The 14,052-nt window shown below is 35.9% G+C and carries 16 protein-coding genes; 15 read left to right on the top strand and 1 reads right to left on the bottom strand.

Translation table 11 applies throughout. The annotated features are described in order from the left end of the window. Nucleotides 1–555 precede the first annotated feature (555 nt). From ACQKIM_RS13145 to panF, 14 genes are all read left to right on the top strand, one after another. Nucleotides 556–2,100, top strand: coding sequence for a bacterial Ig-like domain-containing protein (locus tag ACQKIM_RS13145; protein ID WP_427544554.1), 1,545 nt, complete (start codon nucleotides 556–558; stop codon nucleotides 2,098–2,100). Between the two features lie 1,094 nt (nucleotides 2,101–3,194). Beyond that, entirely contained in the window at nucleotides 3,195–3,494 is a 300-nt protein-coding gene (locus ACQKIM_RS13150; protein ID WP_427544557.1) for a hypothetical protein, read from the top strand. A gap of 302 nt (nucleotides 3,495–3,796) precedes the next feature. Then, nucleotides 3,797–3,952: a DHHW family protein gene (locus ACQKIM_RS13155; protein ID WP_427544559.1), complete on the top strand. Its 156-nt coding sequence runs from the start codon at nucleotides 3,797–3,799 to the stop codon at nucleotides 3,950–3,952. A gap of 4 nt (nucleotides 3,953–3,956) precedes the next feature. Further along, nucleotides 3,957–4,199: a hypothetical protein gene (locus ACQKIM_RS13160; protein WP_427544562.1), complete on the top strand. Its 243-nt coding sequence runs from the start codon at nucleotides 3,957–3,959 to the stop codon at nucleotides 4,197–4,199. Between the two features lie 214 nt (nucleotides 4,200–4,413). Beyond that, complete coding sequence (locus ACQKIM_RS13165; RefSeq protein ID WP_427544565.1) at nucleotides 4,414–4,878, top strand: putative iron-sulfur cluster-binding metallochaperone; 465 nt, start codon at nucleotides 4,414–4,416, stop codon at nucleotides 4,876–4,878. Between the two features lie 448 nt (nucleotides 4,879–5,326). Continuing rightward, nucleotides 5,327–6,481, top strand: coding sequence for an S-layer homology domain-containing protein (locus tag ACQKIM_RS13170; protein ID WP_427544568.1), 1,155 nt, complete (start codon nucleotides 5,327–5,329; stop codon nucleotides 6,479–6,481). Between the two features lie 628 nt (nucleotides 6,482–7,109). Continuing rightward, nucleotides 7,110–7,244 (top strand): hypothetical protein, encoded by a 135-nt coding sequence (locus tag ACQKIM_RS13175; RefSeq protein WP_427544571.1) that lies wholly within the window; start codon nucleotides 7,110–7,112, stop codon nucleotides 7,242–7,244. After that, nucleotides 7,241–7,357: a DUF2268 domain-containing putative Zn-dependent protease gene (locus ACQKIM_RS13180; protein ID WP_427544573.1), complete on the top strand. Its 117-nt coding sequence runs from the start codon at nucleotides 7,241–7,243 to the stop codon at nucleotides 7,355–7,357. The genes ACQKIM_RS13175 and ACQKIM_RS13180 overlap by 4 nt, the downstream gene beginning before the upstream one ends. A gap of 84 nt (nucleotides 7,358–7,441) precedes the next feature. Next, the gene (locus tag ACQKIM_RS13185; RefSeq protein ID WP_427544576.1) at nucleotides 7,442–7,612 is read left to right on the top strand and encodes a hypothetical protein; all 171 of its coding nucleotides are present in this window, start codon (nucleotides 7,442–7,444) and stop codon (nucleotides 7,610–7,612) included. 217 nt (nucleotides 7,613–7,829) lie between these two features. After that, on the top strand, nucleotides 7,830–8,423 hold the full coding sequence (locus ACQKIM_RS13190) for a hypothetical protein (protein WP_427544578.1): 594 nt from the start codon (nucleotides 7,830–7,832) through the stop codon (nucleotides 8,421–8,423). 639 nt (nucleotides 8,424–9,062) lie between these two features. Then, entirely contained in the window at nucleotides 9,063–9,242 is a 180-nt protein-coding gene (locus ACQKIM_RS13195; protein WP_427544580.1) for a transcriptional regulator, read from the top strand. Nucleotides 9,243–9,834: 592 nt separating this feature from the next. Next, on the top strand, nucleotides 9,835–10,464 hold the full coding sequence (locus tag ACQKIM_RS13200) for a type 1 glutamine amidotransferase family protein (RefSeq protein ID WP_427544649.1): 630 nt from the start codon (nucleotides 9,835–9,837) through the stop codon (nucleotides 10,462–10,464). A 127-nt stretch (nucleotides 10,465–10,591) separates the two neighbouring features. Then, nucleotides 10,592–10,855, top strand: a complete 264-nt coding sequence (locus ACQKIM_RS13205; RefSeq protein WP_427544582.1) for a YhdT family protein — start codon at nucleotides 10,592–10,594, stop codon at nucleotides 10,853–10,855. Then, nucleotides 10,855–12,300 (top strand): sodium/pantothenate symporter, encoded by a 1,446-nt coding sequence (gene panF, locus ACQKIM_RS13210; protein ID WP_427544584.1) that lies wholly within the window; start codon nucleotides 10,855–10,857, stop codon nucleotides 12,298–12,300. The genes ACQKIM_RS13205 and panF overlap by 1 nt, the downstream gene beginning before the upstream one ends. A gap of 46 nt (nucleotides 12,301–12,346) precedes the next feature. Here panF and ACQKIM_RS13215 read toward each other — a convergent pair whose 3' ends face one another. After that, nucleotides 12,347–13,117, bottom strand: a complete 771-nt coding sequence (locus tag ACQKIM_RS13215) for a TSUP family transporter (protein WP_427544586.1) — start codon at nucleotides 13,115–13,117, stop codon at nucleotides 12,347–12,349. Between the two features lie 125 nt (nucleotides 13,118–13,242). Between ACQKIM_RS13215 and ACQKIM_RS13220 the strand changes: the two genes are divergently transcribed. Continuing rightward, nucleotides 13,243–14,025, top strand: a complete 783-nt coding sequence (locus tag ACQKIM_RS13220) for a TrmB family transcriptional regulator (RefSeq protein ID WP_427544588.1) — start codon at nucleotides 13,243–13,245, stop codon at nucleotides 14,023–14,025. Nucleotides 14,026–14,052 lie beyond the last annotated feature (27 nt).

Genomic DNA, 14,052 nt, shown 5'->3' on the forward strand with positions numbered 1-14,052 from the left:
ATCCTCCTGCATCCAGTGAGACGCTACCACGTCGAAGGGGTGAAGTCAGGTGAAGTCGTACTCGCAGGGCGAGGCGGGGCTCTTTAAAAGATGGCAATGGTTAGGACAACGAATCCATTATGTAAAGCACGAGTACCCAATCTGTATGATAAGAAGCTACGCTAGGGGTTTTGTACAGATTCGTCGAGTTGTAATGCTCGATTGGTCATGAAAGAAATTGACTGTTAAATTCATGTTGGTACGCGTTCGCAAAGTGGAAACCTAAAGTCATCAAAATAAGGGATTCTCTTCATGGAACGTTTGAAGCCTTCTGTGCGTAGGTGGGATAGCACCAATGAGGGATAGAAGGTGGCAGCGGGTTTGTAGTAGTGACGATTGCTAGCCGTTTGGACTTGACTGGTAACAGTCAAGAAGGAGAAAACTAGCAGGAACGAAGGAACCCAGTCAGTGACAAAAGTCGTTGATGGATCGCCGTGTGCGGTGAAAGCCGCCTGCATGGTGAAGGCTCACTATAAACCACATGCTATTGAATGTGGATAAGGTGGGAATAGCCCAGTGAATGTAGTAACAGTAAAAACAGCACCAACAAAAGTATCATACAATGTTGGCGATAACCTAGACTTAACAGGTTTAGTAGTTACTTTGCAAAAATCTAATGGGTCTACAGAAGATGTAGGATTAGCAGATTTTGCATCAAAAGGAATCACAGTAAGCCCAACAAATGGTACAGCATTAACAGTGTTAGATAATACAGTAACAATTACTGTGAGTGGAAAAACAGTCACTCAAATGATTACGGTTACGCCTATTACAGTAACAAATGTGGCAGTAAAAACAGCACCAACAAAAGTATCATACAATGTTGGTGATAACCTAGACTTGACAGGTTTAGTAGTTACTTTGCAAAAATCTAATGGGTCCACAGAAGATGTAGGATTAGCAGATTTTGCATCAAAAGGAATCACAGTAAGCCCAGAAGCTGGTGCGGTGTTAACAACGTCAACTACTGCAGTAACAATTACTGTGAGTGGAAAAACAGTTACTCAAGCGATTACGGTTACGCCTATTACAGTAACAAATGTAACAGTAAAAACAGTACCAACAAAAGTAACATACAATGTTGGTGAAACATTAGATTTAGCAGGTTTAGTAGTTACTTTGCAAAAATCTAATGGAACATCAGAAGAGGTAGCATTTGCAGATTTCGTATCAAAGGGAATCACAGTAAGCCCAACAAATGGTACAGCATTAACAGCGTCAAATAATACAGTAACAATTACTGTGAGTGGAAAAACAGTCACTCAAATGATTACGGTTACGCCTATTACAGTAACAAATGTGGCAGTAAAAACAGCACCAACAAAAGTATCATACAATGTTGGCGATAACCTAGACTTAACAGGTTTAGTAGTTACTTTGCAAAAATCTAATGGGTCTACAGAAGATGTAGGATTAGCAGATTTTGCATCAAAAGGAATCACAGTAAGCCCAACAAATGGTACAGCATTAACAGCGTTAGATAATACAGTGACAATTACTGTGAGTGGAAAAACAGTCACTCAAGCGATTACGGTTACGCCTATTACAGTAACAAATGTAACAGTAAAAACAGCACCAACAAAAGTATCATACAATGTTGGTGATAACCTAGACTTGACAGGTTTAGTAGTTACTTTGCAAAAATCTAATGGGTCTACAGAAGATGTAGGATTCGCTGATTTTGCATCAAAAGGAATCACAGTAAACCCAACAAATGGTACAGCATTAACAACGTCAAATAATACAGTAACAATTACTGTGAGTGGAAAAACAATTACTCAAATGATTACGGTTACGCCTATTACAGTAACAAATGTGGCAGTAAAAACAGCACCAACAAAAGTATCATACAATGTTGGTGATAACCTAGACTTGACAGGTTTAGTAGTTACTTTACAAAAATCAAATGGGTCTACAGAAGATGTAGGATTCGCTGATTTTGCATCAAAAGGAATCACAGTAAGCCCAACAAATGGTACAGCATTAACAATGTCAAATAATACAGTGACAATTACTGTGAGTGGAAAAACAGTTACTCAAGCAATTACGGTTACTCCTTAATAAAAATAAACGAAACGTTACTTTATAAGCTAGCTACTACGCTAGTGAAATAAGTGGAAATGATACATTTCTAACTATTACATTGAATAGGTGGGTGAAATACCCATCCTTGCGAAACAGTCAAGTAAGCAAGTGCCTAATCCTCCTGGGTCCAGTGACGCGCTAATATGCGAGAAGGGGCTAAGTCAGGTGAAGTCGTACTCGCAGGGCGAGGCGGGGCTCTTTAAAAGATAGCTATGGTTAGGTAGACGAATCCATGTAGGCAGGGTGAGGTAGTGAATACCGCGAAAAATGCTAGGAGTTCGGTAGGCATCCGAACATCTGAGATGATGTTATGGAGATGAGTAGAATTGACTGTTAAACTGGTCTTTCTCACACCTGATAAGATAGTGGAAACCTAAGGCTATAAAAAAAGGGATAAATGTAATGGAACGTTTGAAGCCTTCTATGCGTAGGTGGGTTAGCACCAAAGAGGCATAGAAAGTGACAGCGGGTTTGTAGTAGTGATGATTGCTAGCCGTTTGGACTTGTATGGTAACATACGAGAAGGAGAAAACTAGCAGGAGCGAAGAAACCCAGTCAGTGACAAAAGTCATTGACGGATCGCCGCGTGCGATGAAAGTCGCCTGCACGGTGAAGGCTCGTTATAAAACCGAGAGATAAAGAAGGTATAAGACGAGAATAGCGAATTAACACTCACAAGCCCATGGAATAATGAATTAGTAGTGAGTGGAGCTCTACCCAATGCAACATTGAGGTTATACTTTGCCGAGTATTATTTACCAGACAGGTTCTACTACTTCGATACAGTTCAAGCTGACGAGAATGGAAGTTGGAGCAATCCAGATCCGCTCACTTCAAGGAATTTATGGTATGTTACTCAAATTATAGATGGGATAGAAAGCGCACCTTCAGACATCGTAGTGATTAAATAAATATCGTGCACCGGGTGCACAGACAATTCAGAATGCGAGAAGGGCTCTACATAGCTTCGGCTGTGTAGGGTTTTTTTATTGTTAAGGAAACTATAGATTTTTTGGCTGTGGATAACTCATGTTTATTTAGGTACAATTTTACTTAAAAAGAAGGCGGTGATGACCATTCAATTTGATAATCATGGGGTGATTAAAACAATCTTAAAGGGCCATTTTTCTGGTTTTTGGGAATTCCATAAGGAGAAGTTTCCAGAAGCCTATCGAAAGGATATTCTTGAAACAGTTCAAAAAACGATTCGTTGTGGGTCATCCGATTTGGGGCATCGCCGTTATGAATGTTTAGGTTGTGAGGGGAATACAAAACCTGTCTTTATTTATTTCTCTCTTGTAAAAGTCGATTTTGTAATAAATGTGGATAAAAGTATACAGATGATTGGTCAGATAAACAACAAGAACTGAGCCCCATCGTCATATGGTATTTACGATTCCTGAAGAACTTCGCAAAGTATTTTTTGTTGTTGCAAGCGGTACTTTGGCTATTTATTTGAAAAGTTTTTAGGACCTGATTATACGAAGGTCCAGCAATATGCAGAGTCGATCAACCAATTTGCAAGCAATCAATCGGAAGTGAATATGACGTTCATCTGGCACCCACATCGATAGGTCTTTATCCGGAGCGACTTCCATGGTTAGCACCGTCATATCCTCAAAGGAAGGTAAATCAATTTATCGGGAAGACTATGTAGAGAGGTATAACCATTATGAATGGCTTTGATTTTTTGGAGCCACATGCAACTGAATCCATTTATTATTGGACTGAGCGTCATTGGACGACAAACGGTGCTTATCTGTCCTATGTTGCTTTTGCAGAGCAACGAAGGTGGCAACCTCTTTCTAAAAAAAGATTTTACGATTGAAACCGTGAGTAAATCATTTCTAGGGAGCTATCATACGAGGAGTCAGTTTACTGGTTTAACGCCGGATACGATTCAAACTTACATACCACTTCATCCAGTAACGACAGAGATGTGTATCGCGGATGCGGATCAAACAGTGACAAGCATGTATGATGAGAGCTTTCTTGCGAAAAAAGATCATTCCTATTTCTTGGAGGGCACTGAAAAAGTCCATAATTTACATCAGACATTTGAAAGTTCGATTTAATCGAACTTTCAAATGCCTTTTTACTTTATAATAATGATATTAAAAGTATGTAGGTGATAAACCCGATGATCTCAAACCAAGAATCTCTTAATCTCAGTCCATTTATGGCGATTTATGACATTATAGTATGAGGTATTATTAAATGAACGAGGCTAATTAGTCTAAGTAAGAGTGTTATAATTTTAATATCAAAATTGAGTGGGAGATATGATATATGTCTGATTGCTGTACAACAGGTACAAAAGAACGGATTTCTGAAAAAAGTGTATATGAGTTTTGTCCATCTTGTAAGGTGAAAGGTAAGAAATTAAAAATAATTACTTTAAAATCAATGTTAAAACCATTAGTACTAGATTCTTTGAATCCTGATTTAGTTCATTTTTTCTGCGCTACAGAGGATTGTGGAGTTGTGTACTTTGATGAACATAAAAAGACTTTCTCAACATCAGAAATTAAAGTTCCTGTTTATCAAAAGGAGGGTTCTCTTACTGTACCTATCTGCTATTGTTTTGAATGGACAAGAGATAAAATTAACAAATATGTGGAAGATGGTCTTTCTTCAAAGCCATTGGATCACATTCGTCAAAACGTTAAAGCAAATAGATGTGGTTGTGATGTAAATAATCCTCAAGGTAGTTGTTGTATGGGGAATATTACAAAATATATAAAAAACCTTTAAATTTTAATACACTTATTTTTACTTACTGACGCATTAGTTGAAAAATTCATAAAAAGATCACTTCGTGATGGAGGGCACTGAAAAAGTCGATTTGCCACAAGAAATGTGATGCAAATCGACTTTTTTTTAGTTTTCAATTCTAACATAAGACAGATTTTCGATATAAAAAGTTTCATTTTTAGTTTTTCAGCCTTCCGTATTATTTTTATAAAGTATTTTCCGATTGCAATATTAGGTTCACTGTTAGTGGCATGTACAGATAATGAGATTTTGTATTCAAATACTACTGATAAAAGGTACTCAATTAACTTTAGTTCTTGGTCATTTTTTATTTATATTATTGGTATATTTAGTAATTAGCTCATCATCTATTCCTTCAAAAATTACTAAAAAATGAATTGGGAAATTAAATAACCTTCTGTTAGTATTAAAGGAAAGGAGGAATAATATGAGAGTAATTACTTTTATTACAACAGTATTTTTAGCATTTGTTTTAATGCCTATAGGAAACGTACATGCGGCTTTGATTCAATTTAGTGATGTTTCTGAGAAGCATAGTAACTATGAGGATATAATGTATTTGTTAGAGAGGGGAATCGTAGCGCCTACGAAAACATATGGCGTGAACGATATTGTAACGCGTGAGGAAGTTGCGGTTTTGATAGCAAAAGCAGTCGGACTTAGTGGTACTCAAAGACCTACAAAATTCAGCGATGTACCTGAACATAGTCCAAATAGCGGTTATATCCAGTCTGCAGTTGAACAAGGGATTATTAAGGGCTATGAAGATGGCACATTTAAGCCAAACGTAAAAGTTACACGTGGTCATATGGCTACTTTCATCGCACGAGCCTTTAATTTACCAAGTGGCAAACAAACTTTTAAAGATATTCCTAAAAATAGCACAGCATATGAAGCGGTCCAACAACTAGTTGCAGCAGGAATTACGAATGGCTATGAGGATGGGACATTTAGACCTTCGAACAATTTAACTAGAGGTCATATTTCAGCATTTTTAGCACGCGCGCATAAATATGAAAATGCTAGTAAAGAGAAGGAATCTGTTGAAGAGCCAATAATCACCAAAACGCCATACAAAATAGATTTAGAATATTTAACAGATGAAGAAAAAGAATTGGCAACATTAATCAATGAATACCGAGAATCATTAGGACTGAAACCATTCATAATTTCAAGGTCATTAACTACAGTAGCGAGGGCGCATGTAATCGATTCTAATAATTATTCTCCATCACAAGGGGCGGATCAGCGGGGAATTAAATGTAACTTACATAGCTGGTCTAGCAATGGTTCTTGGTCACCGATTTGTTACACAAGCGACCACCAGTATGCAAAACAAATGTGGGATAAACCACGGGAATTAACGTCTTACAATGGAAATGGCTTCGAAATTTCAGCTAGTTCTATTGGTATAAGTCCTTCAATGGCGCTTGACATGTGGAAAAATTCTACGGGACATAACGATGTCATTATCAGTGCTGGAAGTTGGTCCACGTTAACAGTAATGGGTGTAGGAATTAATGGAAACTATTCACATGTGTGGTTTGGAAAAGAGCCTGATTATGCTTTGCCAATAGAGTGATTAAACTATTACTCTACACACATTAGTTCCTTTCTGAAAAAGCTCAGGTACTCAATTATTTTGATATGCTCCCTATTCGGTAGACAGATAAAAAATAAAATCTGTTTATCTAAGGGACGTAACAAGGTTTAGATAAAATAAGTTTGAATCAACTGAAAAGCGCTTCAAATCCTTTAGTATCGAGGGTTTGAAGCGCTTTCCTATTTTTGAGAATTCGTTAGAAAAGGATAGAAAATGAAAAGTTTCTACACATTTTCTACACAAAAAATGTTCAAAAAGATGCTAATTGTCAGTTCTAAATCGAACCCCTTTATCTAATACAGATTCCATCACCACTCGAATATGATGTAGCTTCGTTTTAATGTTTAACATTGAAATGAAATTAGATATTAAAAGAACATAATTTACCATATAAATGTGTCATGTCTTTAAACCTCTCTGATGTCACTATTCATGTGATATCTGTCCTTTCTTCTTAATCTACCCATTCCATGACCAATTTGTCCATGCACTGTTTGTTGTCATTGCGTTTTATTTCCTTAATTGGTTATCTTATACATAGTGTACTTGGTGAAGCTTATAGTGAAATAATGCCTGTCTTAAAGAAATCTTAAAAGTAGGTGATAGAATGCAAGATGTGTCAATTTTAGTGTTAGAGGATGAACGTGCTATTGCGGAGATGATTGAAATTATCTTAAGAAAAGATGGATTTTTAAACATCACATTATGTAGCACCGTAAACCATTTAATCACGGTGACGTGACTGTAGAAGAATATATAGTATTGGAAGGTTTAGCCGAATGTTTTGCTGAAGAGATGTATGGGAAAGAGTTGATAGGGCCTTGGATTGCAGATTTTGATAAAGAAGAGATGTAGTACTCAATCGAAGTGATAAAAAAAGGACGGAAGACTAAAGGTTTTGGAGAAGTATCAGCCTATATGTTTGGTGATGATATTGCTATGAAACGAGGGTACAGTCCAGTTGGTTTATCAGTAAATGCAGGTAATTTTGTTCAAATTAATGTAAATAACATTGATAAACGAACAAAAAGAAAGAGCGAAACGTGGATGATTTTCTTTAAAGATACTGAAGGAAATACACATGCTTTAATGTGCGAAGTACAAATTTAATTCGTATATCTTCTTTATCAGACTATCGGGTGCTTTACTTGAAGATCATTGAGTTACATATGCAGCTCAATATCCGAACCGTTGTTAGTGATTTCCAAGAAATATACTACAAATGCTTATTTATTGTTAGAAAAAAGGATTAATGATTGGTTTGCACGTTGTGAAAGCAAAAATATAAAGGTGGTATAATAAAGGAAAATGGTGATGATAGAACAATATGGACACTAAAAAAAATATTGCAAATATTAGCCTATTAAAAGAGAAAATTTCTAATTGTCATAAATTGAGTGATGAAGAGCTGTTTCTTGCTATAAAAGAGTTTGAGAAAACACCCAGGTTAGAGGTTTCAATTTATTATCAAGATATATTTAATGATCTGAAGTTTTCTAAAAACCTTCTTGATATCTATATTAAGCATAAGGATAATACTAAACTTGTAGTTCTGCTTGTTTCAGCAATTGGGAATATGATTCAGAGATATGATCTTCCGGAAACAAAGGAGATTTACGAATTCATGTTGGAAAATTCCGATAAAAGTAACATAGGACCTTATGTCGCGATATTCCTGCCTAGATTAAAACATTTTGAAAACTATGATAATAAGTGGGAATATTTTATGAATGTCAAAAAAATGTCCCCCAAAAAAGTAGCCGAAAGTTCTTTTGAAAATATAATGGATTTGTATTTAGAAAAAATTCCGGAACAATATAAAAATGAGGCCATAGAATATTTTAATAAAAAATTAGAAGAGTCTAACAATGAATATGGCAAACAATATTATCAAGATATCATCAATAAAATCAAGTGTTAATATCAACGAGAACCGGGCGAGATGACGTTTTCAGTGGATATTACCGTAAATTACATCGCAGCAGGATATTATAACTATTGTAGGAGAGTAATCATTTAGTAAATTATCGTTAAAAAATAAATATTATAAGTAAAAATTGCAGGAAACAGATAAACAATAAAAAAAGTATCGCTCATATTCTTTAAATTTCCGACTCGTTGATTTCAGCCAAAAGGAAAAGTTCGATTTGGAGAACGAGTAGTTTTCCAAGTCGAACTTTTTATTTAGAGACTTGCAGGGTAGCCCCTTATTCACACATGATATACCTATACACTCGCTCGCCTAGTTTTAATTAGCCCCATTCAGCCCCAATATATATATGCAGTATTCTGCATATATATATTGGGGAGAGACTTCCTAAATCATTGATGTATCAACGGTTATTCAGTTATTCATGTTCACTTTGCACCCTTCCCATATTACACAATCTAAAATCAACTTTGTGAATATTGGTGGAGCTATATATCAACAATAGTGTTTTGCCAATAACGGCTGTACAAACAGAAAAGCCTGAATAGTCTTAGCGTTATTTTTGTTGTCTAAATCGGCAGGGAATTACTTCCTTTAGTCGAATTGGTGTAGATGAGAGGAGTGAATTTTATGGCAAAGCCAAAGTGTCCAGAATGTAAAATTGAAGGATTAGAACACATAGTATCTGAAGATAGTACTGAAGAATCAGAAGATGGACAACCATGGTTTAATGTTGCTTTTTGTAATAACTGTGGGCATGTATATGGTATTTTTAACAAGTATTCGCTTAATCCTTTTGATTTTGACTAATTTAAAGTTTAATAATTTCGCACTCTCAACTGAGGGTGCTTTTTGGATAGTACCTATGGATGTTGGGATGTTTTAGTTATACTTATGTTCTAAATAAACCAAAGAATATATTTATATTAATTCAATGAACAAAGATGATTTTTTAGGTAGATTTAAATAGGAGCTAACGTATCTTAATGCGCCAAAATCAATTGTTGAGAAACTTTTAACTAGATTGAATTATATTGAAACTATTCAAGTACAAAAAAGACATGTGTATGATTACATATTTGGACATTCGGATAGTCATTACTTTTGATTTGAATGGGGAATATATGATTAGTACTTTGACTATTAATCAATAAGTACGTTTTGAAACGAATACATTCTAATAGTTCAAACTTGTAATGGGTGATCTGCTACACACAACACTACACTACACAATTATAGTCGGGAAATACGATGGAAGCTATGACTATGATATATAAGTGCTTTAGCTTTCTCAAGTTTCTATATGAACAAATAAATTATTATCAAACTGAAAACTTTACTGACAGTGGATGTCAGTGAAGTTTTTTTATAATAGGATTTATTAATTAGAAAGGAAGTGTCTATTATGAATGCAAAGGTGTATCTTTATGTATTTGATACAATGTCAGACTGGGAGGTAGGCTATTTAATTGCTGAACTTAACTCAGGGAGGTATTTTAAAAAGGAACTAGCACCTTTAGAGGTGATTACAGTAGGCATTGATAAAAATGCTGTTACGACAATGGGAGGATTAAAAATAATACCTAGTGTTTCTATTGAAGAGTGTATTTTAACAAGTTCGGATATTTTTGTTCTTCCAGGAGGAGATACCTGGTTAGAATCAATACATGACCCCATCTTGAAAAAGATATCTAAATCTTTAAAAGAAGGAATGGTTGTTGCTGCAATTTGTGGTGCAACTGTGAGACTGGCAAATGAGGGATTACTAGACTCTAAAAGACACACAAGCAATCATCTAGAATATTTGAAAATGGTTTGTCCTAATTATAGTGGAGAAAAATATTATGCAATGGAACCGGCTGTAACTGATGCAAATTTAATTACTGCATCAGGAATAGCTCCTTTGGATTTTACAATGCATGTATTGAAATTGCTCGGTGTATTTGCACCTGAAACATTGCATGCATGGTTTAAACTGTATCAAACGCAAGAGCCAAAATACTTTTTTGATTTAATGAATTCTATCGAATAGCAAATGGGTGGAATATTATTAAAAAAATAAAAGCGATAATCTTCATCTTACTAGCAATTATTTTTTCTCAAAGGTTCCCATAATGAATACATATCAGTAAAATAGAGTAGGTTAGGGGGACTTTATTTTGAAAGATCAACGTTTTAAAGTTGCGCATCGAGAGGCGCTTATTGGTGTGGTGCTTGTCATCGTCAATTTTGCGATCTGGTTTGGCTTTGCCTATGGACTAGGTTCTGGTGATCCGACAAGCTATACGTATGTTTTCGGTTTCCCTGCATGGTTTTTCTATAGCTGTATCGCAGGGACAGGCTTTATGATACTTCTCATTTGGTTTGTCATGAAACTCTTTTTCAAAGAGGTACCGTTTGAGGATGAGGAGGTGGATCAATAATGCATTGGCAAGTTATTTTTCCACTGTTATTATTTTTAGTCATTATCTTTGGCATTGGTGTCTGGGCTAATAGGCATGTACGTTCCTCCAATTCATTTTTACAGGAGTACTTTCTAGGTGGTCGTGAAATGGGCGGTTTCCTCTTAGCTATGACCATGATAGCTACATATGGTAGTGCAAGTAGTTTTATTGGTGGTCCAGGTGTTGCTTACACGAAAGGTCTAGGATGGGTGTTATTAGCAATGGCACAGCTTCCTGCTGGCTATTTTGTGCTCATGATATTAGGGAAAAAATTTGCCATTCTTGCAAGACGTTATCATGCCATTACATTAATTGATTTTTTACGAGAGCGCTATAAAAGTCATGTGATTGTGATCTTATCCGCTATTAGTATTATTGTCTTTTTATTTTCTGCTATGATGGCACAATGGGTAGGTGGCGCACGACTTATTGAATCATTAACAGGCTTAAATTACACAGTAGCACTCTTTATCTTTGCGATTTCTGTGTTAGTGTATGTCATTATAGGTGGCTTTCGTGCTGTAGCATTAACAGATACTGTGCAGGGCTCTATTATGGTCATTGGAACGATTATATTATTAATTGGGACAATTATCGCCGGTGGAGGCATCGATCAAATTATGACATCCCTTGTCGCAGAAAACCCAAATTTTGTCTCTCCATTTGGAGCAGAGGGTGATTTAACACAATTATATGTTTCTACATTTTGGATTTTAATCGGGGTTGGAGTTGTAGGGCTTCCACAAATCGCAGTTCGTGCTATGAGCTATAAAGATTCTAAAAGCATGCATTTAGCGATTATCATTGGCACTATTGCCATTGGGACAATCATGTTTGGGATGCATTTAATTGGTGTCTTAGCTCGTCCAGTTTTACCAGGAATTGAGATTGGGGATAAGGTAATGCCCCTACTGACATTAAAGGTTTTACCGCCTTTTCTAGCTGGTGTTGTCTTAGCTGCACCAATGGCGGCCACAATGTCAACAGTCAACGCATTATTGATGCTTGTAAGCTCTACTGTTGTGAAGGATATTTATCTAAATTATATAAAACCAACAGCTAATGATACAGAAATTAAGCGAGCTAGCTTTATTGTCACGACTGTTATAGGTTTAGCCGTTATCGTTTTTGCTTTGAATCCACCAGATTTATTAGTCTGGCTGAATTTATTTGCTTTTGGTGGACTTGAGGCAGTCTTTATTTGGACAGTTGTATTGGGGCTCTATTGGAAGAAGGCTAATAAGTACGGTGCTATTGCGTCAATGTTTTCAGGCATGATCTTGTATATTGTTATTGATCGTTTTTACCCGTCCATCTTCGGAATGCATACCGTGACTATCCCGATTGTCGCTTCTTTATTCATCTTTGTAATTGTAAGTTTATTAACAAGCCATAAATTTAAGGAAGATAAGTTATTTATTTAACTAGAAAAATGCCGTGAATTTTCGTTCACGGCATTTTTCATGTCTATTAATGGGCAAAGTAATCATATGCATTTTTTGTTAATAATGTTATGGTCACAATAATAAACAAAACACGTACAAAACCGCTACCTTTTTTAATGGCTACACGTGAACCTACCATCGCACCAGCAATTTGAGCGATGCCCATTATGAAACCATAGGCAAAATGAACATGTCCTAAGTAGACGAACATTAAAAGACCCGCAAAATTACTTGCTAAATTTAAAAACTTTGCATTTCCTGCAGCCTTTAAAAAGTCAAAGCCAACAAGTAGAAAGCTAAAGATTAAGAATGATCCAGTACCTGGACCAAGAAATCCATCATAAAACCCAATACTAAATAGCAAAAACATAAATAAAGCCAAGTGTAAAGGAGACAATGTTTTAACAGCGGATACAGAGCCCCAATCCTTTTTAAAAATCGTATAAACTGTTACCCCTGCTAGCATTATGAGCATGATTGGTTTGAGTAGCGAGGGATTGATTAAATGTACAGTCCATGCGCCAAATAACGATCCGACAAAGGCTAGTGGAAAGTATTTTATGACAGAACGAATGTCTAACTGTCCTGAACGATAAAAGGAAATCGTAGAGGTTAAAGAACCCATAGTCCCCGCTAACTTATTGGTTGCAACGGCTGCTGCAGGATTTAAACCCGCAAACAAAAGAGCAGGTAATGAGATTAAGCCACCACCACCAACCACAGAGTCTACAAAGGCTGCGAGAAACCCAAACGCAATCAATAAAATTACTACATTTACATCTACTTCAAAAAGCATGTTGACACCTCATTAGATAGTTACTACTGAAATAGTAACTAATTTTTATTTCGCTGTAAAGACTATTTTTTTCATTAGCTTCTATTCATCAAATTATTCTATAATAAAGGAAATGGAGGGATTGGATGGATGAATTAATCGCCCAATTAAAAGAGCTAGGATTTACAGAATATGAAGGAAAGGCCTATACGGCACTTGTCCAAAAGAGCCATATTAGTGCTTATCAGGTCAGCAAAAACTCTGGTATTCCTCGAGCAAGAGTTTATGACATACTGGATGTGCTCGTTGAAAAAGGATTAGTGCTGAAAGAGGAGGCTGCTGATCAAACAACTTATTCTTCCATTCCTGTTGCTATGTTTTTACAGCAAATTCAACAGCGCTGGCAATCGAATTTTACGTCAATTAGTGACCAATTAGAAAAATTAGAAACTAAGGAGCAGGAAGCGGAGCCTAAAGTGTTAATGTTAAAAGGGAAGCAGACCATTATTAATTATTGTCAGTCATTATTAAAGAAAGCGGAGAAAAAGGTACTTCTTTCTATGTGGGAAGAGATGTATGAAGCATTGAGAGAGGATATTTTATTGGTGGCTGAACAAGTTCCTGTTCACGGTATTACACTATATGTGCATGAACCTGTGTCATCCATCGATATGCATCGAATGACATATTATACGAAAAAATCTTCTACACAGCACTGGTTTATCTTGTCTATCGATGGTCAAGAGATGATTTATGGACATTCTCCTTCAAATCTTGAAACTGCTTTTATTACGAATGATCCGGTTCACATTTATTTATTAGAGGATTATATTTGGCATGATGTCCTTATTAATCGTCTCCTAAGACGAGATGATCATGAGCTTGAGGAATGGATTACGAAAGAACGAAAAGCATTTTTTGTAGAGTAAAAAATAAAGAATCTGCTTGCCTTTAGA

It is taken from the genome of Lysinibacillus sp. NPDC047702 (assembly GCF_050272555.1).
Classification (GTDB): domain Bacteria; phylum Bacillota; class Bacilli; order Bacillales_A; family Planococcaceae; genus Lysinibacillus.

What these genes read in the sequence shown, in the direction of transcription:
- ACQKIM_RS13150 (WP_427544557.1), top strand. Translation starts at nt 3,195, where the DNA reads ATGACCATTCAATTTGATAATCATGGGGTGATTAAAACAATCTTAAAG.
- ACQKIM_RS13155 (WP_427544559.1), top strand. Translation starts at nt 3,797, where the DNA reads ATGAATGGCTTTGATTTTTTGGAGCCACATGCAACTGAATCCATTTAT.
- ACQKIM_RS13165 (WP_427544565.1), top strand. Translation starts at nt 4,414, where the DNA reads ATGTCTGATTGCTGTACAACAGGTACAAAAGAACGGATTTCTGAAAAA.
- ACQKIM_RS13170 (WP_427544568.1), top strand. Translation starts at nt 5,327, where the DNA reads ATGAGAGTAATTACTTTTATTACAACAGTATTTTTAGCATTTGTTTTA.
- ACQKIM_RS13175 (WP_427544571.1), top strand. Translation starts at nt 7,110, where the DNA reads ATGCAAGATGTGTCAATTTTAGTGTTAGAGGATGAACGTGCTATTGCG.
- ACQKIM_RS13185 (WP_427544576.1), top strand. Translation starts at nt 7,442, where the DNA reads ATGAAACGAGGGTACAGTCCAGTTGGTTTATCAGTAAATGCAGGTAAT.
- ACQKIM_RS13190 (WP_427544578.1), top strand. Translation starts at nt 7,830, where the DNA reads ATGGACACTAAAAAAAATATTGCAAATATTAGCCTATTAAAAGAGAAA.
- ACQKIM_RS13195 (WP_427544580.1), top strand. Translation starts at nt 9,063, where the DNA reads ATGGCAAAGCCAAAGTGTCCAGAATGTAAAATTGAAGGATTAGAACAC.
- panF (WP_427544584.1), top strand. Translation starts at nt 10,855, where the DNA reads ATGCATTGGCAAGTTATTTTTCCACTGTTATTATTTTTAGTCATTATC.
- ACQKIM_RS13215 (WP_427544586.1), bottom strand. Translation starts at nt 13,117, where the DNA reads ATGCTTTTTGAAGTAGATGTAAATGTAGTAATTTTATTGATTGCGTTT.
- ACQKIM_RS13220 (WP_427544588.1), top strand. Translation starts at nt 13,243, where the DNA reads ATGGATGAATTAATCGCCCAATTAAAAGAGCTAGGATTTACAGAATAT.